The sequence below is a fragment of the Litoribacterium kuwaitense genome, assembly GCF_011058155.1.
Classification (GTDB): Bacteria; Bacillota; Bacilli; order Bacillales; family DSM-28697; genus Litoribacterium; species Litoribacterium kuwaitense.
This window is the reverse complement of sequence record NZ_JAALFC010000003.1, coordinates 14,186-35,889: the sequence shown is the minus strand read 5'-3', so window position 1 is coordinate 35,889 and position 21,704 is coordinate 14,186. Positions and strand designations below refer to the sequence as shown.

Genomic DNA, 21,704 nt, shown 5'->3' with positions numbered 1-21,704 from the left:
TGTGAATTGAGCGTATGTTCCGGGCTCTGCTGCACTCACAGTGCCTTTTAGCTCTCCACCTAAAAAGAAGGGAGGAGGCAATCACGACTCGTCACTCCACATTTATGTAAATAGCAACATTCTTTCAAATAGGGTCTATCCTTTTAAAGCTCCTGATGTTAAACCTTCTCTAATATACTTTAAACCTATGAATAATAGGAGTAGAGTCGGGGCTAAGATGGTAACAACGCCGGCCATGACTAAATTCCAAGATGATGAACTTTCATTGGCAATCAGCATTTTTAATCCAATTTGTACGGTGCGAACCGTATCGTCATTTGTAACGAGCAGTGGCCATAAATATTGGTTCCACGTCGTTAAAAAGCCGTAGATTCCTAATGCACTTAAGGATGATTTTGATAAAGGAAGGGCAAACCTTAAATAATAACGGAATCGAGAGCAGCCATCTACCTGTGCAGATTCCCATAATTCTTTTGGAATCGTTAAGAAATGTTGTCTTAATAAGAAAATACCAAATGGTAATGCGAAGAACGGTAACGTCAACCCGGCATACGTATTGACCCATCCTAAATTAAGAACTGTTAAAAAGTTAGGGATGATGGTCGCTTCCCAAGGGATTAACATCGTCGCCAAAAAGATAAAGAAGATCAATTCTCTTCCTTTAAAAGGGATAAATACAAATGCAAACGCCGATAGGCTACAAACAATTAGCTGCCCAACCATGACGATAAACGCGACCCAGAAGCTTACTGTTAAGTAATGGATCAATGGTACACGATCAAATACATCTTTATAGGCATCAAAATTAATTGACGAGGGTAATAACTTCCCGGCGTAAATTTCCTGCGGCGTCATAAAGCTTGCGGAAATCGCATATAAAATCGGGAAGAAAAGGATCAATGATGATAAGCTGAGCAATATGTATAAAGTGAACTTTTTGATCATTGATAATGCACCTTCTTTTCGCCGACTCTAAATTGAATAATGGTGACGATTAAGATAATGAGAAATAACAAAATCGCCTGTGCACTCGCAAACCCAAAGTTTCCATACGAAAATGCTTCAAGATAAATAGAATATACGATAATATTGGTTGAACCAGCAGGTCCGCCACCTGTTAAAATGTCGATCTGACCGAACGTTTGGAATGCGCCGATCACACCGATGATAATCACAAAGAACAACACCGGTGATAGCATTGGGAGTGTAATTTTAAAGAGCTTTTGGAAATACCCAGCCCCATCAATGTCGGCACTTTCATATAATTCACGCGAAATATTTTGAAGACCACCAAGCAAGATGATAAAATTAATCCCCAGGTGCATCCAAACTGTCGTGATTGCGACAGACATTAATGCCCATTTCGAATCAGTCAACCACTCAACCCCGTTAATGCCAAAAAATCCAAGTATGCTATTTAAAACACCTAAAGACGGATGGAATAAAAACAAGAAAATCGTTGCACCCGCAGCAACAGACACACCTAACGTGGAAGAGAAAATTGTTCGGAAAAAGCCGATCCCTTTCAACTTTTCACTCGCGATCACTGCTAAAAACAGGGCGATAATGATCTCAGCTGGTACAGTATAAAGCACGAATAAAAAGGTGCCTATCATGCTTTTACGAAACTCACTGGACTGAAAGAGCTCTACATAATGTCCAAAGCCAACCGAATCACCAACTGTACCACCACCGCTTACTTCAAAAAAGCTGAAATAGAGTGTCTTAAACATCGGATAAAAAAGAAAGACACCAAGTAAAAGTAAAGCGGGGGATAAATACAGCATGCCAGTCCAGAATAGCTTTTTGCTGTTATGATAACCACCGTTTGTCGCCTTTCCCAAAACGTATATCCACCCCTTTGTTATAATTTACCTGCTTAAGTCTATGAATTAAAAACACCTCCCTAAAACAAACGAATCCACAAAAAACACCCCTCCTTATACAGCGAGGCAAATTTTCTGCGGATCTCCATATCTCATATACAAAATATTAACTTAAATCAAATTTATCAAAGTACTGAAAACGTTGTCAAGAAAATTTTTCTTATTTTGTAAAAAATTAAAATGCGGTTAATATCGCATTTACAAAATATTTACATATACATTCGTGCGGTTCTAGAAGCTTTACAAGGAGATCTTTTGCGATCAAATAAATGTGATGCAAGAGAAAGAGGGATATTATCTCTCCTCTATCTAATTTGAAAAAATGCATTTAGCAATTAAGAAGAAATCTAAAGCCAACGCTTGTGATAAGCTTAAAAAAACTGAAAGGGGAGAGATTATATGAAAAAAACGCAAAATCATCTCCAGTTACCAAATGTTGTGTCACGAGACGAATGGCTTGTGGATCGTAAGAAACTGTTGGCCAAAGAGAGGGAATTTACTAGAGCACGAGATGCACTGAATGAAGAACGCCGCCGCCTGCCAATGGTAGAGATTCATAAGGACTATGTATTTAATGGTCCGCATGGTAAAACGAGTTTGCTTGATCTGTTCGAAGGACGTCCGCAATTGATCGTTCATCACTTTATGTTTGATCCTGATTGGGAAGCAGGTTGTCCGGCTTGCTCACTTGCTGTGGACAACATCGGCCATCTTTCACACCTGCATGCACGAAACACGTCTCTGGCCCTAATATCACGTGCGCCATTTCCTAAGCTCCAATGTTACAAGGAACGTATGAATTGGGAGATACATTGGTACTCATCTTTTGATAGCGACTTTAACTATGACTTCCATGCTACGCTGGACGAATCCGTCGCTCAGATCGAATACAATTACTTAACGAAAGATGAGCTTATTCAGAAGGGCGTACCCCTTGATTCTCTCCAGTCAATGGAAGTACCTTGCTTTAGCACTTTTCTTTGCAAGGGTGAAAGAATTTTTCATACGTATACGACTTACGCCCGTGGAACGGACTTGCTCATCGGCACTTTCAATTACCTCGATTTAACAGCTCTTGGCAGGCAGGAGGATTGGGAAAAGCCATCGGGACGAGATGATGGCAATGGCAAGACGTGGCTTCGTCGTCATGATGAATATGAACACGCTTTTGAATCGGATGATTGTTGTGATTCAAAAAAAGCGAGTTGTAATGAATGTCGTCGTGTTTAAATGAAAGGCTTAGCATTTTTTGACGGTGTTTTCATGACTCGAGAGGAGAACGGATTTAGCTTCATGGATGTGCATTATGGAGTAAATAAAAATCCGAAAATGAAAAAACGGCAAGTTCAAAGGTCAAAGTCGAAATTGATGATCATTATTCATTCATACGATTAGCCATTGGAACATCACATCTGGCAATCACTTAGGTAGAATTTTTTGGCGTAAAGGTTCAGTATATTAGTGCTGACTAATCATTGGATGGTTTTCGCAAGCAGTTGTTAGATGGTGCAACAAGACCTTTACGATATATTTATGGGGAAGGGTAGATGAATCATCAATCATGTCATCATGCGAATGACTTTTTAAAAATTCTAGTTAACATAATATATATTATCGGAAGTTGAATGATTATATATCAAAATTCAAGTTTACTTATAGTTTTGAGACAAAATTAAAAATTCACTGGATGGATCTCCGCGCGTTTGGCTTGATGTTTTACGGCTTTTTCAATATCGTTTCCTTCACCATCTACAGTTGCACTTGTTCCGTATGGGTTTCCACCAGCAGCAAAAATGGACTCGTCTGTGTATCCAGGTGTCACGACGATCCCACCCCAATGATAAATCGTCGTATATAACGCGGTTAATGTTTGCTCTTGTCCGCCATTTTGATTATTTGCTGATGACATCGCTGTAAACACTTTATCCGCGAGTTTTGCTTGTGCCCACAAACCGCCTGTTGTGTCGAGAAAAGCTTTGACTTGTGACGGAACGTTTCCGAAGCGTGTTGGTGTACTCATAATGATGACATCAGCTGCCTCTAAATCGTCCAGTGTTATCGTTGCGACAGAATCCTTTGTAGCGTCATAATGCCGGATTGCTGGCAATGGCTTCTTCTGGGGCAGTCTCTGCGAACCGAGCAAGTTTTGCTTCGACATTTAAGCTGTTGGCAGCATCATATGCCCATGAAGCCATCGTGTAATTGGCGCCTGTAGAGCTGTAGTAAGCAATTAGAACGTTCATTAATCATCACTCCTTCGTTTTAGTTTTTTTAATATATCTTAATATCAAGATATATTTTTGAAAACAAGCTTATCAGTCCAATTGTGCTGATAAGCCGATTTTCTTTAAAGCTTCAATTAAGTATTGTTGTTCCCGGGAATCGAGCACGCTAAACATATTTTCGATTTGTTTTGCGTGGTATGGGAAATATTCATCCATGAGCGCTGAGCCAATCTCTGTAATAGAAGCATAATAGACTCGGCGATCTTCCGTACATTGCCTTCTATGAACATACCCTTTTTTGGCAAGCTTATTGACAATATATGTCATGCTTCCAGAGCTCACCAGAATTCGATCCCCAATTTTTTGAATGGAGTGCTCTCCTTTGTGGTATAAAAGCTCAAGAACAGCGAATTCCGAAAGATTTAATCCTTTATCCGCAATGTTCTTTTGCAAGGAATCATGAACAGAGCGATGCGCTCTGGAAAGAACAATTAATAGCTTGAGTGAACGCTCTATGCTATCCATCTCTTTCTCCTCCCGCAGTACGTCTAAACTCTAACGACCTTGTCTTCGCTGTTTTCTTCGATTATTTCTTATTATAGCCTGTTATTTACGGTCTGGGAGCTTTACATCTTTTTTGACACCTGTGACATCACCTGTTTTGCTGACGTCAAGCACGAAAGATCCATTATTGTACCGATCTTTAGGCTTGAGTTCGTTGATGTGAACTGTATGAAGTATGGACGGTGTAAATAATGTCACAGAGTCATCACGCGTAACAAACACCAATCCGGCGACACGGTGCGGGTTCGTTTTTAGCTCACGCAACATGATCACACCGCGGTTGCTGCGTTTTCCTTGCTCAAATTCTGTCAAAGCCATCATTTCACCGCGGCTCGATGGGTTACTAGCAGCAACCAGCCTGTCTTTATATCTTCTTCAGTTAAAAAGGCTGTTGAGACAACAGCATCTCCTTCTTTAAGAGATATTCCTTTAACGCCAGCAGCGCGTATGCCAACGGGATTTGCTTCGTTTTCAGGAAACCATAGACCGTACCCAGTTTTCGTCGCTATAAAAACGGATTGTTCACCAGTCGTTTTTGCGACTGCGATGAGTTCATCGTCACCTTTTAATTGAATGGCCATTAATGGTTTTGAATGGCGTGAGGCTTGGTATTGCTGTACAGGTGTTCGTTTAAGCATGCCATTTTTCGTCACGAATGTAAAAAATGTTGTTTTTTCTTCATCAAAGGATTGAATTCGTATGGCTTGAACAATTTGATCTTCACTCTGCACAGACATTAATGTCGCGATATGCTGTCCAGGTTCTTTCCAGCGGATGTCTGGGAGTTCATGAACTGGAAAATAGAGAAACTGCCCTTTATTTGTAAAGATGAGTAGCGTGTCAGTTGTACTCACTTCTTCATGGAACAATAAATGGTCATTTTCCTTCATGCCGAAATCTTGCCCGTTGGAAGCGGCATAAGATCTTAGGCTCGTGCGCTTAATGTAACCTTCTTTTGTGACCGTCACGAAGACATCTTCTTGGGGCACAGTCACTTCCAGCTTTATCTCAAGCTCTTCAATTTCGCTTTGAATGATCGTTTGTCGTTCGTTCGCATATTGTTTCTTCAAAGCTTGAAGTTCTTTTTTGATAACCGAAAAAAGCATAGACTCTTTAGAGAGAATTTTTTCAAGCTTTGTAATTTCGGCTGCTAAGTCTTTCATTTCTTTTTCAAGCGATGTGACATCTGTATTCGTTAAACGATATAGCTGGAGGGATACGATGGCCTCAGCTTGAGGTTCTGTAAAATCGTACTGCTCCATTAAATTGTTTTTGGCATCGCGTTTATCTTTTGAAGCGCGAATGGTTTGAATAACTTCATCAAGAATGGACAGCGCGCGAATGAGCCCTTCGACGACATGTTGTCTCGTAAGTGCTTTATCGAGCTGAAATTTTGAGCGCCTTGTAATGACGTCTTTGCGATGTGTAATATATGCATCAAGGACATTAGGCAGTGTCATTAATTTTGGTGTCCGGTCGTTAATCGCGACCATATTGACGCTATAGGATACTTGTAAATCGGTATTTTTGTACAGGTAGTTTAAAATACCTTGTGCATCAGCATCTTTTTTGAGCTCGATGACGATGCGTAATCCGCTGCGGTCGGTCTCATCTCTCACTTCATTAATGCCTTCCACTTTTCGATCCATGCGGAGCTCGTCCATTTTTCTGACGAGATTTGCTTTATTAACTTCGTAAGGAATTTCGTCAATGACGATTTGTTCTTTTCCGCCGCGCAAAGTTTCCGTTGTTGAGCGGCCGCGAATTACAAACCGGCCTTTTCCAGTTTCGTACGCTTTCTTAATACCTTCTTTACCTTGCACAATCCCGCCAGTCGGAAAATCCGGTCCTTGAATGATGTTCATTAAGTCATCAACGGTACAATCAGGGCGATCGATGCGGTGAATCGTTGCATCGATCACTTCGCCGAGGTGGTGTGGCGGAATGTCTGTTGCATAACCGGCGGAAATCCCGGTCGAACCGTTAACGAGCAAGTTTGGAAACATGGCTGGGAATACGACTGGTTCTTCTGCTGTATCGTCAAAATTTGGTACGAAGTCGACGGTTTCTTGTTCAATATCTTTTAAAAGCTCTGAAGAAATTTTTGAAAGGCGTGCTTCGGTATAACGCATAGCGGCTGGTGGATCACCATCGATGCTGCCGTTGTTTCCGTGCATTTCGATCAGCGTTTCACGAACCTTCCAATCTTGGCTCATCCGTACCATCGCTTCATAGACTGAAGAGTCACCATGTGGATGATAATTACCGATGACTGTACCAACAGTTTTAGCCGATTTTCTATGGGGTTTGTCTGCTAAGTTACCTTCTTGCTGCATCGCATATAAGATTCGACGCTGTACCGGTTTTAATCCGTCTCGGGCATCCGGAAGCGCTCGCTCTTGAATGATATATTTGCTGTAGCGTCCAAAACGGTCACCCAGCACCTCTTCAAGTGGCAATTCTTTAAAGATTTCTGAGTTTGGCACGTAGGACAACCCCTTTATTCATCATTTCACTCGTCATTCGTTTACAATTTTTCAATGTTACAACACCGTCTCATTATCTAAAATACTTCCATCTTCTTCCATGCCAAATGCGACATGTGACTCAATCCATTTACGTCGCGGCTCGACTTTATCCCCCATAAGCGTTGTCACGCGTTTTTCAACTTTAGCAAGGTCTTCAATGCGCACGCGGATCAGTGTCCTTGTTTCAGGATTCATCGTTGTTTCCCAAAGTTGTCCAGCGTTCATCTCACCTAAACCTTTATACCGTTGAATCGAATAACCTTTTCCTATGGTTTTCACTGCTTCCTTCAGTTCTTCTTCTGCCCAGGCGTAAACGATTTTTTCATTTTTGCCTGTACCTTTACTCACTCGATACAACGGAGGAAGGGCTATGTAGACTTTTCCTTCTTCAATAAGTGGACGCATGTACCGATAGAAAAATGTTAATAAGAGCACTTGAATGTGGGCACCATCTGTATCCGCGTCAGTCATAATAATAATTTTATCATACAGTGTATCTTCAATGGCGAATTCTGGACCGACGCCACCGCCGATCGCATGAATGATCGTATTAATTTCTTCGTTTTAAGGATATCCTGCATTTTTGCTTTTTCTGTGTTAATCACTTTTCCGCGTAACGGAAGAATAGCTTGGAATTTTCGATCTCGCCCCTGTTTCGCTGAGCCGCCAGCCGAATCCCCTTCGACTAAGTACAGTTCATTGCGCTCAGGATTTCTTGATTGGGCTGGTGTCAGCTTGCCACTGAGGAGGGCGTCTTTACGACGGCGTTTCTTGCCGTTTCGTGCATCTTCCCTTGCTTTGCGTGCTGCCTCGCGAGCCTGTTGTGCTCGAATCGATTTTTTAATAAGTGATGAACCGATCTCAGGATTTTCTTGGAGAAAAAAGCTCAATTTCTCCGAAAGTAGTGTATCTACCGATGAGCGAGCCTCCGGTGTACCGAGCTTCCCTTTTGTTTGTCCCTCAAACTGAAGCTTATCTTCTGGCACTCGAACAGAGATGACAGCAGTCATCCCCTCACGAATATCCGTGCCATCTAAATTTTTGTCTTTTTCTTTTAATAAACCGATGCTGCGTGCGTACTCGTTAAACACGCGCGTCATTGCTGTTTTTGCACCAGCTTCGTGCGTTCCGCCGTCCTTTGTCCGCACATTATTTACAAATGAAATCGTGTTTTCAGAAAAGCCATCATGAAATTGAAAAGCATATTCGATATCAATGTCACCATGACTTCCTTCAAAATAAACGCCTTCATGCAACGGATCTTTATCTTCGTTTAAATAGGAAACGAAGGCACGAATGCCGTCTTCATATACATAGGATTCAGTGACGTCCTGTCGTTCGTCTGTAAAGGTAATGGTTAACCCTTTTAACAAAAAGGCTGACTCACGGAAACGCTCGGAAAGTGTTTCGAATTGGAACTGTGTCGTCGTAAATATTTGCGGGTCTGGCTTAAAGTGAATTTCTGTGCCTCTTTTTTTGGTCGGTCCTTTTTTCTCTAATGTCGTCACTGGCGTTCCGCCGTGCTCAAACCGTTGCACAAATCGATTGCCATCACGATGAATGGTCACTTCAAGAACTTCACTCAAAGCATTGACAACAGAGGCACCTACACCGTGCAGTCCTCCACTCGTCTTATAGCCACCTTGGCCGAATTTACCACCGGCATGCAGGACAGTGAAAATGACCTCAGACGTCGGCTTCCCGGTCTTATGCATCCCTGTAGGCATTCCACGCCCGTTATCTGTAATCGTAATCGATTGATCTTTATGTATCCTGATGGAAATTTCCGTACAGAAGCCAGCCAATGCTTCGTCAACAGCATTATCTACGATTTCAAACACGAGATGATGCAAGCCGCGAGCATCTGTACTGCCGATATACATCCCTGGTCTTTTTCTAACCGCATTTAACCCTTCGAGTACTTGGATCGCATCATCATTATAATCAAAGGTCGTCATATATGGCGGCCCCCCTTCTACAAGCTCTGCTTTATATTGTAGCACAACCGGAACATATGTTCTAGTCGACTGTGTCTGTATTTATTGTAGCCGTAATTGCCGCAAAAAAACAACTGCCCGAAGTAAACCATATGTGCATATTCCTCTATTTTTTACACAATCTATGATCATAATGATCTAAAAAGGAGAGAATAGCCAATGAACAAATCGATGTGGCAGCACGTATTGCTCATTAGCACGTTGTTGAGCGCACTTTTTTTCATGTCTATTTTTACAGGGAATCAGCCGCATGCCCGTGCTGGGCAAGAAAAGATGATTTTTAAACAAGTGGTCGGCACGTGCGAAGATTGTGAAACAGCTCCCGATCAAGTAATGAAAAGGCTGCTTGGCGTTGAAAACACTTATCTGACGACCGATGGAGATTTGATTGTCTGGTATGACGATGAGCTAACGCAATCGGTGTGGTTGGAACGCTCGCTCCGAAGTGCGGGGTATCAGCCGAAAAATGTATTGCGGTGATGCCTAAGATAAGATGTGAATTGCTCTCACACGCATGATTAAATTTGTGACAATAGCGACGATGATGATCACAATCATCGAATACATCAACGATCCACCACCTAAGACGAAACCACCAGATAAGATAATAACGGCGTCGATAGCCAAAATAAAATAGCTGACATGGATTGAAGTGACACTAGCAAGGCACTGCGCCAACAGATCAATTGCGCCAGTGCCTGTATGGTTTCTTAGCATAATGCCTACACCGATTCCGATAAAAAGTCCGCCCCATACGGCACTCATATATACCGGCCAGTGCCACCAGCTATGCACTGGCGCAAGAAGGTCAATAAATAACGTTGAAGCAAGGAGACCTTGAATCGCATTCATAAAATACATACGAAAATAAAACCAGGCAAATAAGTAAATTGGAAAGCTAATGATGAGGATTGTCAAGCCGATGTTCGTACCAAACGTATATTTAAGCAATAAACTTAAGCCAATGACCCCGCCGTCTAACAGATGATGAGGAATAATAAAGCCATTGATCCCTATACTGACGAAAAAACTGCCAAAAAACATGGCAAAGTATTTTTTCATTCTGTGTCCTCCTGTGAAGCGCTATTCGTGACACAGTATATGAAAAAAGTCGCTCAGCTAGTCCAACGACATTAAAACTAGCTGAGTTCATTATGTATCGATGCACCAATCAATTGGTGTTTGTCCAATCTCTTTTAAGTGATGATTTGTACGGGAAAACGGTTTGCTTCCGAAAAAGCCACGGTGAGCAGACAACGGGCTCGGATGTGGTGACGTGATCACTCGATGGCGATTAAGATCAAGTAAGGACTGTTTGTGTTGAGCATGCCTCCCCCACAATAAAAAAACGACGGGTGTCTCTCGTTCGTTCAGCGCAGAAATGACAGCGTCAGTGAAATTTTCCCAGCCTTTCCCGCGGTGGGAGGCTGCTTGACCTTGACGTACAGTAAGCACCGTATTTAATAGTAAGACGCCTTGCTCTGCCCATTTTACTAGTGAGCCATGGTGTGGTATTGGGCAGCCAAGATCATCGGACAGTTCTTTATACATGTTTTGTAAGCTCGGAGGGTCGCAACCCCTTTTTGAACTGAAAAACTCAATCCATGTGCCTGGTGAGGACCGTGATAAGGATCTTGACCAAGGATAACCACTTTTGTATTTTTATACGACGTAAGTGAAGGGCTTCAAATATATCGTTCATGTGCGGAAAAATACGCTCGTTTTGATACTCTTTTTTTAAAAATTGGCGAAGCCTTGTGTAATAGTCTTTAGTAAATTCTGAGCCAACGACCTCCGCCCAATCGTTTTTTAAAATTGCTTTTGCCATACGTCTTCCTCCTCAATTGGGGCGAATTGCACAGTCAAATATTCTACTGAAGCACGATGAAATCGATCGTTAATATTGTTCGGGTGTAATCCTTCTTTTTCGAGCCTTTTGTAAGGCATCAAAACGTTAACAGACGATTTGAATGGGAAAGGGTGCAAAACGACACGATTTTCGTCTGTCCACCAGCCGAGAATAGGATGATTTCGTAATGCTCCTGAGCGGTACGCAAACCCTTCTTTATACCAGGGGAATTCGTTGATCTTATAACTCCCAGGCTTATTTTGACAAATGTATAAAGACAGATGATCGCAAAATTGAAGTAAATGAAGTGATGCATCAAGCTGATCTTTCGTAAGAGGCTGTTGTAAATAGAGCTGTTCTTGTCTTTGATGTTCCTTATTTAAAAAATTTCTTTCTTCTGGAAGTAAGCTGGTCGCTCCTTCAAAAAATGAGCTTAAATGCATACTACACAAAAGTCCTGCCAATATAGATTGTTTTTCAACTTGATTAATGCCTCGTTCATATGCCCTCGTTTTAGCGAGAGCTGGGTAATGCTCAAATTGATAAGGCTCTGGCTTTTCTTCGTCCCAAAGTATCTCCTCGTCTAATTCAGTCCAACCAATATCATGGTCTCTGACAGCTGTAAGCCATTGATCTCGTACTGCGTTTGGAAAAGGTAAAAGACGATCTTGCAAGTAGGTCGCTAATGTGCCGGAAATAATCCCATGATCGTGCTGACGATAAAAATGCAATTCAGTTGATGACTCATGGCGAATAATCAATGGAAGTCACCCCTCTTTTTGGGCATTGTATCATGAGACGAAGGGTGATGTGTCAAGAAATATGCGGAGATTAGCCTTTTATTAAGCAAAAAAACACAGCGAGTGTCCGCTGTGTTCAAATGTGTTTCAATAAGATTATATAGCACCGACCGGATCTTTCGAATTTTCCATTTCTTGCAATCGTCTTGTGAGCTGCATGAATGTTTCACGGTCTTTTTCCATTAACGCAATATCTATTAAATTATGCAATTGCCCTTTTTCTTGAATGTCAAAAATAGGAAGTTTTTTTATGAGGTTTTGAAAAGTGACAATTCGTTTATGAATGAGGGAAGTATGATCGCATTCAGTTACTGTCACTTTTACGGATCCGTTTGTATTCTCAAATGACTCAACAAAGCCGATAAATATTTCATCATTTACTGTTCTTCCACTAACCCAGTCGCCGACATTTAACCAATGGTTTTGTGTCACTGTCGTTCACCTTCCCTTCACTATTTAAAAAGCTGAGCTGTTGTCTTGCTTAGAATGAATATTCCCACAATACTTATAGTATAAACCTTTTGTAACAAATATGCTACTTTTTGAATTGTTTTGGCGATCGATGACGAATTATGCCAACGCTCGCTCTAGGCGTGTTTTATTAAAGCGTGCTTTTAATTGTTCTTCTTTTTGCATTTCACCGGCATCTATCTTGTGCTCAATAAGGGTAATGTGTTTTTCGATCGCCCCATTGAAATTTTTGACGTATTGATATAAATCGTCTAAGAATAAATCTTTCGGACGCCCAAACCGTTCAGCTTCTACAATAATCTCGTTCATTAAGTCATCGTCCTGTGTTATTTCATGAAAATATTCATCAAATGTATCAATACGCTCCTGAAGCAGCAACGCTTCTTCAAAATCAACAAATAGCGAGTTGAAATCTTTAGAGATTTCAAAGATGAACTGTTCGTAAACCATTTGAGAAAACTCCTTTTATTAAGATTTTATGCATTTAAACAGGTGTATTTGTGTGCGAATGACTTGTAGATGAGCTTGATTCTTCAGCTTGAACATATAGAAACCGATCTACTGACTTTTTATTGATGATCATGACAGGTCTTGAACAAATGTCAAGTAATCGATCCTCATCTTTTTTCGGCGGAGAGGCCAAAGCGATGATGCGGAGGATGCTTTGTGAAGGGCGACTAAATCGATATTCTCTTGAATTGCAAAATCAGACACAGCATAAGGGAAGTCGCCACAAATGGCTTTGAAATGAGCTTGAATTCCATTTTTCCATAGCTTGATCCGCGCAGACCGATAGACATCCTCTCCTTCCACTTCCACCCTCTTTTGTTGTATGAGAAGCATTTTTTCATCGGATACTTGTTTATTAGCGGCTACAGTTAACAGGTGGCTCATGCCTTGGAAAGCCGTAGAATGTTTGCGCTTTTCACTGGCAACGTATAACAGTGTGAGGTGAGCAGAATACATTTCAACAAGGGGAGCAACGACATCAATACCTTGAAGCTGTTCGGGAGCTCTGTCAATAACTAATGCGATCCGTTCAATGGTCAACCGACACACCTCCATGATCGTTTTTTGATTATTTGACATTTTTCCCTTTGCTTCTTCATTTTAAACGTTCCGACCTTTACATTTATTTGACAGAATTGAGTAACGTAGATAAATCGCATTGCGTCACTAGATTTTTTCTGATATATTGTTACATAACATGACGTTAAAAGTGCTTAAACACATTTTGAATAAGAACGATAGAGGTGCGGAAGCCATCAGTAAGCCGTTGGAGGAGATGAGACCGAAGAAGACAGCTGAAAGGGGAAGCCGCCGAAGCAAGTCAATCGTGCACTCATACACGAGACTGCTGGTTTTGCATTAAATAAATGCAGAACTGTCATATAGTTTGTTTTTAAACTATATGGAGGGCTATCACATGTATGTAGAAGCGAATACGTTTCAAGCAGCATGAGGATAGCGATTGCGATTCTTATGCTGCTTTTTTATGTATTGCAGCCTGCGTCTGAAGCCCTTTTTTGGTCATTTATTTCATTGGTAGACCAAAGGATTTTTATTTTTTCTCCTGGAGGGTTTTATTATGTATTTTGGACAACTAATTACAGCGATGGTCACCCCTTTTACGGCTGATGATGAGGTCGATATTCCTGGTATTCATCGACTTGTAAATCATCTCATTGAAAATGGTTCCGATGCTATTGTTGCTTGCGGGACAACAGGTGAGAGCCCTGTCTTAAGTGAGGATGAAAAGCAAGTCGTTTTATCGGAAACGGTTCTGGCCGCTGCTGGACGAATTCCGGTCATCGCAGGTACTGGCTCAAATAATACTGCACAATCGATTCAGATGACAAAAAAAGCTGCAGCTCTCGGTGTTCAAGGGATTATGCTCGTCGCGCCTTACTATAATAAGCCAAGTCAAGAAGGATTGTATCAGCATTTTAGAGCAATAGCTGAGGCGACTTCTCTGCCGGTCATGTTATACAATGTCCCTGGACGAACTGCTTCCAATCTGTCAGCAGAAACGCTGATTCGCCTTGCGCAGCTACCAAACATTGTTGCTTTAAAGGAAGCAAGCGACGAATTTGCTAAAATCGCTGAAATGGTGGAAAAAACACCACACGATTTTCATATTTATACTGGTGAAGATCATTTGACCCTGCCAGCAGTCGCTGTCGGCTGTTCCGGCGCAGTATCGGTGGCAAGTCATTTGTTTGGACCGGAAATGAAGCAAATGCTGCATGCCTTCTTTGGCGGACAACCGGCCTTAGCGGGTCAAATCCACCGCGATCTCGTACCGCGGATGAATGCTCTCTTTTCCTCACCAAATCCGGTGCCGCTAAAAGCAGCGATGTACCGAAAAGGACTTCCGGCAGGAAATGTACGCCTTCCTTTAGTTCCTTTGAATGAGGTGGAAACAGACACACTAATGCATACGCTATTCGGGCCTCGTGAGATTTCCGTTCAACGAAAAAGCATCCCTTAAGTAGGGATGCTTTTCTTGCATGCTATAAAACGATCACTTTGACTTAGAGAAGATGAGTTTTGCCCTCTTAACCTTCGTTAGTCGATGGTACTTCTGCAAACAGACGTCGTACATTGTTCATCGAAATCTCAGAAGCCCATAAGCAGTCTTCTGGGCCTTCAAATTCGACGGACACATAGCCGTCAAACGATTCAGCGACACGACGAGCGACCCTTTGTAAATTGATGTCCCCTTCCCCGATGACCGACCCTCGCAAATATGTATCAAAAGGTGTTGTTAACCAGTGATTGCCTGGATTCCAGTTTTTACGAATAAGAAAATCTTTAAAATGAACAATAGATGCTAGATCAAGCGTTTTCACAACGGCGGCTTCAGGATCTTCATCGACACATAAATAGTTACCTACATCAAGTGTAAGGCGGAAATTTGGTTCGTTTACTTCATGGATCAGTCTCGACACTCGGTCAGAACCTTGGACGTAAAATCCGTGATTTTCAATACTTGTGACGATATCAGCTTCGCGCGCATACTGAGCGATTTCTCTACATGCTTCAGCAAGGTTAGGCAGATCCTTCTCGAATGCATTAAAATCAAGTGGGTTGTCACGATGGCCGACAACGTCATGGCGCATCCGTTTTACACCGAGGGCGTGTGCAATATCGACTTCTTCTTTTAAGCGATCCACTTCCTTGCGATTGACACTTCCATCTTCATTTAAGACGTTAGCCCCAATAGCATAATTGGAAATATCAAGATCGATGTCTTGCCCTTTTTGTTTGATTTGTTTAGCGACTTCTACGTTAATGTCGAAGCCAAAGGGTACAATTTCAATATGCTCTGCCCCTTTTTCCTTCATCCAGTCCATCGCCCCGAAAATGTCAAAAGTCCCCTCATTTAATGCTCTCACGATGCTGTATGAGCTTAATCCAATTTTCATATGATGTCTCTCCCCTAATCTTAATGGCGTTCTACACAAATCAATTCGAGATATGTGAGAGAAATCCTCTTTATACAACAATATTTGCGGCTTCATTTTTTATTTTGAGCATGACCCTAAAATGGCCTTAGTGCTCCGCCTGTTTCATGTTGCAAATATAAGCAGAAACATTGTAAATGAAAATAAGTGTAGACAAAAGTAGCCTAACTTTGTCTACACTTGAAAGTAGCATTTATCCGACTTGCTGACTTTGCGGTTCTTCTGGATCAACATAACGGTTTCTACCGTGTGTGCGGCAGTCATCTGAGCATGAACGGCGATATTTTGGTTCGCACTCCTCACAACAAACATATAGCCTGTTGCACTCTGGATTTGCGCAGTTTACATAGCGATCTTCTGCTTTGCCACAATGATAGCATTTCCCAACGACAACGTCTTCTTTTTGGTTGACTGGAACAGACATACGCTCATCGAAGACGAAACATTTGCCGTCATATAGCTCGCCTTGAACTTTTTCATCTTTTCCGTAAGTGACAATGCCACCGTGAAGTTGGTTGACGTCTTTAAAACCCTCGTCAATCAGGAAGCCGGTAAATTTTTCACAACGAATCCCGCCCGTGCAGTAAGTAAGAATCTTTTTGTCTTTTTGATCTGCTAGATTCTCTTTAATCCATTGAGGTAGCTCTCTAAACGTCTTGATGTCTGGTCGAATGGCATTACGGAAATGTCCAATGTCATATTCATAATCGTTACGAGCATCGATGATGACAACATCATCATCCTCTAGCGCTTTCCTAAATTCTTCAGGTTCTAGGTAGCGCCCCGTTTGTCGATTAGGGTTAATATGTTCATTGAGCGAGGAATTAACAATTTCTGGTCGCGGACGTACGTGCATCTTTTTAAAGGCATGTTTATCGGCTTCATCTATTTTAAATGCCATATCTTTGAAGCGTTCATCGCTCCGGACATGTTCCATGTAAGCTTCAGTTTGTTCAACTGTCCCCGATACTGTGCCATTTATTCCTTCATGAGCTACAAGAATACGTCCTTTAATTCCTAAATTTTTGCAGTAAGCTAAATGCTCTGCAGCAAATGTTTCTGGATCATCAATGGTTACATATTGGTAGTACAGCAACACTCGATACGCTTTTTGTGTCATTCTCTTCACCTTTCTATTTCACCGTTCATACAACAGTTAATCATAGCAAAAAAAAGTGAAAATGAAAAGCACCTTACTCAGAGAGATCGAGGTCATTTGCAGCAATGACGGCAGAAATAACAGCTTCTTCGACGACTTTGACAGCTAGTACGCTGAGCTGAAGGAACGAGTAGTCTTTAACGGCTCCCGTCGCCATGGAAAATAGCGTATCTCCATCCACCATTGTGTGTACAGGACGGATGGTGCGGGCGAATCCATTGTGACCAATATCCGCTAATTTTGTGCTTTCCTCTTTGCTTAACGAAGCATTCGTAACAATGACCCCAATCGTTGTATTCTCACGCTTTTGATCAGGAATATTGCCGGAAAGCAAGATATCTTCGACGGATTGCTCACCAGTCACACCTGCTAAACGTTTCCCTGTGAGTGGATGGAACACATCCCCAAAGCAATTGACCGCGACGACGGCTCCCATTTTCACATCGCCTATTTGGCAGGCGGCGGCGCCAATGCCACCGTTCATTTGTCCTTCTTTCCCTCTCACTTTTCCAATAGTCGCACCAGTACCTGCACCATAGCGGCCAACGTCAAATGCGTTCGACACCCGTTCGCATGCTAATCTTCCCATCGCAGCGTCGGGACGGACATGTGGCGCTCCTTCATTTAAATCATAGATGACGGCTCCACTGACGATGGGCACACGTGCGGCTTCTGTTTCAAAGCCAATCTCTTGCTCTTCTAAATAATCCATAATACCGTCAGCGACGCGTAAACCGTAGGCTGATCCGCCGGTTAAAAAGATCGCATGCACTTCAGAAACGAGACGCGAAGGGTGAAGGGCATCTGTTTCACGTGTTCCAGGAGCGCCTCCACGAACAGACACACCGCCAACAGCACCAGAGGGGCAAAATAAAACCGTACAGCCTGTCAAATTGTCGTGATCTGACACTTGGCCAATCCGCACGCCTTCAATACTCGTAATGGGAATCGTCTTCATGATCTCTCCCCCAAGAATGTTGAATTTAATAAAGCTTTCCGAGGCGATGGAGCAGGGTAATCAGACGTTTTAATGCCAATGTGTAACACACTTTACGCATAGATTGTGATTCACCGTAAAAGTAAGCATCATAAACCTTTTGGTATGTTTGGATCAACTGTTTTGCCATTTCTTCATGGACTTCTTTTTCGCTGTAAATGCGAGTAATTTTTGCTTGTTTCCATTCTAGATAGGAGACAATGACGCCGCCGGCATTGACAAGAATATCAGGGATCACGAGTGCACCTTTATCCTGCAAATATTTGTCAGCTTGTGCGTTCACTGGCGCATTTGCCCCTTCAACGAGAATACTTGCTTTAATATCTTCCATGTTTCCTTCATGCACTTGGTTTTCAATGGCAGCAAGAAACAGCACTTCGGCATCAAGTGTTAACACGTCTTCCGGTGGATAAATCGTCGCTTCAATGCCAGCTTCTAATAAATCTTGTTCCGTTTTTGGCAGATCGATATGTTTATCCGTATATTGGATCAGTTTTGGAATGTTTAAGCCATTCGGGTGATAAAGGGTCGTGTAGCGGTCGGAAACACCGATAACACGGTGGTTAATTTTGCTTGCGTCAAATGCTTCTTTCGCGACCACACTGCCGACATTACCAAACCCTTGGATTGCGACATCAATCGGATCTGAAGCGGAGTGCTTTTGTCTCAGTTCATCCAGCGTATTCCACTGTTTGTGTTGCATAATCTTAGGGAGGTCTTCTTGAGACTGGCTCATTTTTTGGTCAAGCCAGCTATTTAAAAGCCAAAAATAGCTAAGGAAAGTGCCTCGTCCTGTGGCTTCACGACGACCAAGAGCGCCCCCGTTTTCGACGCTTTTCCCTGTAAATGCGTTTAAGTATTGATCACCAGGATGAATTGTTTTATATTCACCGACCATCCAGTCCATAACACGTGCGCTTGTTCCTACATCTGGAGCCGGTATGTCATGCGTTGGTCCAAGATCTGGCGAGAACCGTTGTACATATTTTTTACTAATGCTGTACAGCTCTCGATCGGAAAAGTCGCGTGGCTGGATGCCAACGCCACCTTTGGCACCTCCGTATGGAAGCTCGTGAAGGGCATTTTTTAGCGTCATTAAAAAAGCGAGATTTTCCACTTCATCTTCGTTGACATTTTCACTAAAGCGAATTCCGCCTTTATAGAAACCGCTGACATTACTGTGTTGTACACGATAGGCAGGAATACGGATGACGGACCCATTATCACGTGTGACTCGTATGTAGCTTTTGATTACTTTGTCTGTCGTCGTTAAAATTTCTTCAGCAGAGTCTAAGAACTTTTCGCGTTCTGCCTCGCTTATATCAGCTAAAAGCGTTGGGTCCTTTGCGAGTTCTTGGAATGTTTGTTCGATTAACTGCTTTGTGTCCATCATGCTCATGGAAAAACTCCTCTCACTTCATTATCAAAAACAGCACTACTTACTTATTACACTTCTTCCTCTTCATATAAACGCCACAAGTCATCAAAAACTTGAACAGCATTTAATGACAGAGCATTCTCTTCTAAATATCGGCTGATTTCTTCATAACTTCCAGAGTGTTTTGGAAATAGATGGTCTTTAAATAGGTCTTCAGCGAAGGCTGAATAATCATCAACGGCTTTAGGCTGCCTGTATTTCATAACGTATTGATAAAAGCTTTTTTTCAGAATCAATCTCCTCCTTGCCCATGCGTTTCCTTTTTTGGACGTCGTCCTCCTCTATCACCAATAGAACACTATAGAACGCCGGCATACATTTCGGTAGGATGGCTTATGTATGATCAAAAAAGTGACCAAGTCGCATCGCTGAGTGATGTGAAAGGAGGAATTCATATAAAAAGGATTACTTCTATCCTACTATGTACCATTTGTCTTGTCATCTTGCATCCATTTCATACAAAAGCAGAGAAAATGTTTACCGAAACAACCATTGTTGATGTGCAAAAACGTTTAAAGTCATTAGGCTATGCTGTAGGTTCAAAAAGCGGCCAATGGTCTTCACAAACTGAAAATGCACTGAAACAATTTCAAGATAGTCGCGGCTTGCATTCAAATGGTGAGCTGACGAACGATACATTGCAAAAGCTATACTCACAAACAATTACTAAAAAAGAAATCCGTTCAATGGCAAAAGCAGTTCATGGGGAAGCACGTGGAGAATCAATGCGGGGTCAGGTCGCCGTGGCTGCTGTTATTTTAAATCGTCTTGAATCGCAAGAGTTTCCGAATACAGTCTCTGGAGTCATTTATCAAGAGAATGCATTTACTGCCATTCAGGATGGGCAATATGCCTTAGAACCAAATGACCAGGCTTATGAGGCGGTGTATTATGCGTTGCAAGGCTGGGATCCTACAGGCCAGGCACTGTATTATTATAATCCGAACACAGCAACGTCGCAGTGGATTTTTACGCGTGCAACCATTACACAAATTGGCGGACACGTTTTTGCGCAATAATGTATAGGAATGATTGGCGTGTTCAACACTACATTGAAATGCTGAAACGAGCAGGAGATGATTCGTGTGGACATCCTACCTTATGTATGCTCCATTGGCGGAGCATTATGTCTCGGTTTTGTCTATTACCGGATGTTTAAAAAGTCGTGAAGTCTAAAAAGACGTAGAAGGTTAAACCCTTTTACGCCTTTTTAAGTTAATCATGATCGGTAAAGCCTACAATAAAAAAATGATATCGAATTAAATAGGTGCTAAGTATGAACTTTCTACACGAGCGAGACTTGGAAAGCCTAGCTATAGGACAGATAACAAATAAATGATCGCTTTTAGAGATACAGCCATCTTTTTTGATGTCAATCCACTCTTTGCGGATGTGAAAAGGTGGCTTCCCCTACGCTAAAGGCAAATTTGTCTCTCCCTATATTAGCTGAAGAAAAAAACTCTGACATATTTAAAAACAAGGTCTTGGAGCAGTAAAAATATGAACCATCCTGACACCCCTAAACCTATAGAGATCAATAAATTGACCGAATGTTGTAATGCAATATAAACGATGAGTAACAACACGGCAGTCGCCGGAAATCCCCAAAGCACCCCTAAGGCAAACTTGCTTAACGTGGCCGTTTTTTCCCCCTGGACGTACAGCCAAATGATGCTCAGTAAACTAACTAATGGAAGAGCCGCTATGATCCCTCCATAAGAAGGAAATCTTCGCGCAATTTCTGTTACAATACCGATTACAGTAGCGGAAGCAATAATTTTCATGATCACATACATTGTTTTGCACGCTCGCTTAAGGTTTTTAGAGCTCGTTCTATTCCATTTTTTTCATTTTCATCTAGTTGGCTCATGATCTGTTCTAATTTACCTTCGTCTAAACTTGTGTTTCGGTGTAACACTTCTTTACCGAGATCTGTCAGGGAAAGAATGACTTTTCTCTCATCAAGAGCATCTCTCTTCTTGTTCAAGTACTTTTTGTCGATGATTCTTTTAACATGCTCTGATGCAGTATTATGAGAAATGTGTAAGTCAGAAGCAATCTCACTTACACCTACCTCTTTTCGTTTATCTACAATTTGCAGAATCCGCACGACTTGGTGGGTAATCTTTTCTTTGTGTGGATAATGTAAATAAAAATAAATATCAGTCCAATATTCATTTAATCGTGAAACGTCACTGTTCATAAAACCACTCCTTTATGTCGTTATATAGGATTATATCGTATAACAAGATATAAAGGAAAGGTTTTTTGTTTTATTTCGTTGAGCACTATATGGACGCAGTATGATGTTGTTTTTTTAGAA

19 protein-coding genes, 4 pseudogenes and 1 riboswitch are annotated in these 21,704 nt (G+C 41.8%); of the genes and pseudogenes, 4 read left to right on the top strand and 19 right to left on the bottom strand.

What is annotated here, in order from left to right; genetic code table 11:
* Positions 1-135: 135 nt before the first annotated feature.
* Positions 136-945: a carbohydrate ABC transporter permease gene (locus G4V62_RS03150; RefSeq protein WP_165199305.1), complete on the bottom strand. Its 810-nt coding sequence runs from the start codon at positions 943-945 to the stop codon at positions 136-138.
* Entirely contained in the window at positions 942-1,787 is an 846-nt protein-coding gene (locus tag G4V62_RS03145) for a carbohydrate ABC transporter permease (RefSeq protein WP_165199447.1), read from the bottom strand. Before G4V62_RS03145 ends, G4V62_RS03150 begins: the two co-directional genes overlap by 4 nt.
* 498 nt (positions 1,788-2,285) lie before the next feature.
* Between G4V62_RS03145 and G4V62_RS03140 the strand changes: the two genes are divergently transcribed.
* Complete coding sequence (locus G4V62_RS03140; RefSeq protein WP_165199304.1) at positions 2,286-3,116, top strand: DUF899 domain-containing protein; 831 nt, start codon at positions 2,286-2,288, stop codon at positions 3,114-3,116.
* 442 nt (positions 3,117-3,558) lie between these two features.
* Here the strand turns inward: G4V62_RS03140 and G4V62_RS03135 are convergent.
* The 4 genes and pseudogenes from G4V62_RS03135 to parE all read right to left on the bottom strand — a co-directional run bounded on the left by G4V62_RS03135 (position 3,559) and on the right by parE (position 9,161).
* Positions 3,559-4,129, bottom strand: a pseudogene (locus G4V62_RS03135) (NAD(P)H-dependent oxidoreductase).
* Positions 4,130-4,201: 72 nt separating this feature from the next.
* The gene (locus G4V62_RS03130; RefSeq protein WP_165199303.1) at positions 4,202-4,636 is read right to left on the bottom strand and encodes a MarR family winged helix-turn-helix transcriptional regulator; all 435 of its coding nucleotides are present in this window, start codon (positions 4,634-4,636) and stop codon (positions 4,202-4,204) included.
* An 81-nt stretch (positions 4,637-4,717) separates the two neighbouring features.
* Positions 4,718-7,161, bottom strand: a pseudogene (parC, locus tag G4V62_RS03125) (DNA topoisomerase IV subunit A).
* 57 nt (positions 7,162-7,218) lie between these two features.
* A pseudogene (gene parE / locus G4V62_RS03120) lies at positions 7,219-9,161 on the bottom strand (DNA topoisomerase IV subunit B).
* A 198-nt stretch (positions 9,162-9,359) separates the two neighbouring features.
* Between parE and G4V62_RS03115 the strand changes: the two are divergent.
* Positions 9,360-9,680, top strand: coding sequence for a hypothetical protein (locus tag G4V62_RS03115; RefSeq protein ID WP_165199302.1), 321 nt, complete (start codon positions 9,360-9,362; stop codon positions 9,678-9,680).
* Positions 9,681-9,683: 3 nt separating this feature from the next.
* Here the strand turns inward: G4V62_RS03115 and G4V62_RS03110 are convergent, their stop codons facing one another.
* From G4V62_RS03110 to G4V62_RS03085, 6 genes and pseudogenes are all read right to left on the bottom strand, one after another.
* Positions 9,684-10,262, bottom strand: a complete 579-nt coding sequence (locus G4V62_RS03110; protein WP_165199301.1) for a YitT family protein — start codon at positions 10,260-10,262, stop codon at positions 9,684-9,686.
* A 90-nt stretch (positions 10,263-10,352) separates the two neighbouring features.
* Positions 10,353-11,028: pseudogene (locus G4V62_RS03105) on the bottom strand (uracil-DNA glycosylase).
* Complete coding sequence (locus G4V62_RS03100; RefSeq protein WP_165199300.1) at positions 11,010-11,810, bottom strand: DUF3891 family protein; 801 nt, start codon at positions 11,808-11,810, stop codon at positions 11,010-11,012. Before G4V62_RS03100 ends, G4V62_RS03105 begins: the two are co-directional and overlap by 19 nt.
* 135 nt (positions 11,811-11,945) lie before the next feature.
* Positions 11,946-12,281, bottom strand: a complete 336-nt coding sequence (locus tag G4V62_RS20510) for an IDEAL domain-containing protein (RefSeq protein ID WP_165199299.1) — start codon at positions 12,279-12,281, stop codon at positions 11,946-11,948.
* A 138-nt stretch (positions 12,282-12,419) separates the two neighbouring features.
* Positions 12,420-12,770 carry a hypothetical protein gene (locus tag G4V62_RS03090; protein WP_165199298.1) on the bottom strand — a complete coding sequence of 117 codons (351 nt, stop codon included), beginning with the start codon at positions 12,768-12,770 and terminating at the stop codon, positions 12,420-12,422.
* Between the two features lie 129 nt (positions 12,771-12,899).
* Complete coding sequence (locus tag G4V62_RS03085) at positions 12,900-13,370, bottom strand: hypothetical protein (protein ID WP_165199297.1); 471 nt, start codon at positions 13,368-13,370, stop codon at positions 12,900-12,902.
* 190 nt (positions 13,371-13,560) lie between these two features.
* A riboswitch (Lysine riboswitch) is annotated at positions 13,561-13,750 on the top strand.
* A gap of 158 nt (positions 13,751-13,908) precedes the next feature.
* Here G4V62_RS03085 and dapA point away from each other — a divergent pair.
* Positions 13,909-14,811 carry a 4-hydroxy-tetrahydrodipicolinate synthase gene (gene dapA / locus G4V62_RS03080; RefSeq protein WP_165199296.1) on the top strand — a complete coding sequence of 301 codons (903 nt, stop codon included), beginning with the start codon at positions 13,909-13,911 and terminating at the stop codon, positions 14,809-14,811.
* Between the two features lie 67 nt (positions 14,812-14,878).
* On the opposite strand, the gene G4V62_RS03075 is transcribed toward dapA, so the two are convergent.
* The 5 genes from G4V62_RS03075 to G4V62_RS03055 form a co-directional block, all read right to left on the bottom strand.
* Positions 14,879-15,748, bottom strand: coding sequence for a sugar phosphate isomerase/epimerase family protein (locus tag G4V62_RS03075; protein ID WP_165199295.1), 870 nt, complete (start codon positions 15,746-15,748; stop codon positions 14,879-14,881).
* A 232-nt stretch (positions 15,749-15,980) separates the two neighbouring features.
* Entirely contained in the window at positions 15,981-16,907 is a 927-nt protein-coding gene (trhO, locus tag G4V62_RS03070; protein ID WP_165199294.1) for an oxygen-dependent tRNA uridine(34) hydroxylase TrhO, read from the bottom strand.
* Between the two features lie 73 nt (positions 16,908-16,980).
* Complete coding sequence (locus G4V62_RS03065; RefSeq protein ID WP_165199293.1) at positions 16,981-17,904, bottom strand: P1 family peptidase; 924 nt, start codon at positions 17,902-17,904, stop codon at positions 16,981-16,983.
* Positions 17,905-17,929: 25 nt separating this feature from the next.
* The gene (locus tag G4V62_RS03060) at positions 17,930-19,342 is read right to left on the bottom strand and encodes a Glu/Leu/Phe/Val family dehydrogenase (protein WP_165199292.1); all 1,413 of its coding nucleotides are present in this window, start codon (positions 19,340-19,342) and stop codon (positions 17,930-17,932) included.
* A gap of 47 nt (positions 19,343-19,389) precedes the next feature.
* Positions 19,390-19,617, bottom strand: coding sequence for a YozE family protein (locus G4V62_RS03055; RefSeq protein WP_312855421.1), 228 nt, complete (start codon positions 19,615-19,617; stop codon positions 19,390-19,392).
* Between the two features lie 99 nt (positions 19,618-19,716).
* Between G4V62_RS03055 and G4V62_RS03050 the strand changes: the two genes are divergently transcribed.
* Positions 19,717-20,400, top strand: coding sequence for a cell wall hydrolase (locus G4V62_RS03050; RefSeq protein ID WP_165199291.1), 684 nt, complete (start codon positions 19,717-19,719; stop codon positions 20,398-20,400).
* 423 nt (positions 20,401-20,823) lie between these two features.
* Here the strand turns inward: G4V62_RS03050 and G4V62_RS03045 are convergent, their stop codons facing one another.
* Both G4V62_RS03045 and G4V62_RS03040 read right to left on the bottom strand, forming a co-directional pair.
* On the bottom strand, positions 20,824-21,177 hold the full coding sequence (locus tag G4V62_RS03045) for a DUF3147 family protein (RefSeq protein ID WP_165199290.1): 354 nt from the start codon (positions 21,175-21,177) through the stop codon (positions 20,824-20,826).
* Positions 21,168-21,584, bottom strand: a complete 417-nt coding sequence (locus tag G4V62_RS03040; RefSeq protein ID WP_165199289.1) for a MarR family winged helix-turn-helix transcriptional regulator — start codon at positions 21,582-21,584, stop codon at positions 21,168-21,170. Before G4V62_RS03040 ends, G4V62_RS03045 begins: the two co-directional genes overlap by 10 nt.
* Positions 21,585-21,704 lie beyond the last annotated feature (120 nt).

What these genes read in the sequence shown, in the direction of transcription:
- G4V62_RS03140 (WP_165199304.1), top strand. Translation starts at nt 2,286, where the DNA reads ATGAAAAAAACGCAAAATCATCTCCAGTTACCAAATGTTGTGTCACGA.
- G4V62_RS03065 (WP_165199293.1), bottom strand. Translation starts at nt 17,904, where the DNA reads ATGAAGACGATTCCCATTACGAGTATTGAAGGCGTGCGGATTGGCCAA.
- G4V62_RS03040 (WP_165199289.1), bottom strand. Translation starts at nt 21,584, where the DNA reads ATGAACAGTGACGTTTCACGATTAAATGAATATTGGACTGATATTTAT.
- trhO (WP_165199294.1), bottom strand. Translation starts at nt 16,907, where the DNA reads ATGACACAAAAAGCGTATCGAGTGTTGCTGTACTACCAATATGTAACC.
- G4V62_RS03090 (WP_165199298.1), bottom strand. Translation starts at nt 12,770, where the DNA reads ATGGTTTACGAACAGTTCATCTTTGAAATCTCTAAAGATTTCAACTCG.
- G4V62_RS03145 (WP_165199447.1), bottom strand. Translation starts at nt 1,787, where the DNA reads ATGCTGTATTTATCCCCCGCTTTACTTTTACTTGGTGTCTTTCTTTTT.
- G4V62_RS03115 (WP_165199302.1), top strand. Translation starts at nt 9,360, where the DNA reads ATGAACAAATCGATGTGGCAGCACGTATTGCTCATTAGCACGTTGTTG.
- G4V62_RS03060 (WP_165199292.1), bottom strand. Translation starts at nt 19,342, where the DNA reads ATGAGCATGATGGACACAAAGCAGTTAATCGAACAAACATTCCAAGAA.
- G4V62_RS03045 (WP_165199290.1), bottom strand. Translation starts at nt 21,177, where the DNA reads ATGTATGTGATCATGAAAATTATTGCTTCCGCTACTGTAATCGGTATT.
- G4V62_RS03110 (WP_165199301.1), bottom strand. Translation starts at nt 10,262, where the DNA reads ATGAAAAAATACTTTGCCATGTTTTTTGGCAGTTTTTTCGTCAGTATA.
- G4V62_RS03150 (WP_165199305.1), bottom strand. Translation starts at nt 945, where the DNA reads ATGATCAAAAAGTTCACTTTATACATATTGCTCAGCTTATCATCATTG.
- G4V62_RS03050 (WP_165199291.1), top strand. Translation starts at nt 19,717, where the DNA reads ATGTATGATCAAAAAAGTGACCAAGTCGCATCGCTGAGTGATGTGAAA.
- dapA (WP_165199296.1), top strand. Translation starts at nt 13,909, where the DNA reads ATGTATTTTGGACAACTAATTACAGCGATGGTCACCCCTTTTACGGCT.
- G4V62_RS03130 (WP_165199303.1), bottom strand. Translation starts at nt 4,636, where the DNA reads ATGGATAGCATAGAGCGTTCACTCAAGCTATTAATTGTTCTTTCCAGA.
- G4V62_RS03075 (WP_165199295.1), bottom strand. Translation starts at nt 15,748, where the DNA reads ATGAAAATTGGATTAAGCTCATACAGCATCGTGAGAGCATTAAATGAG.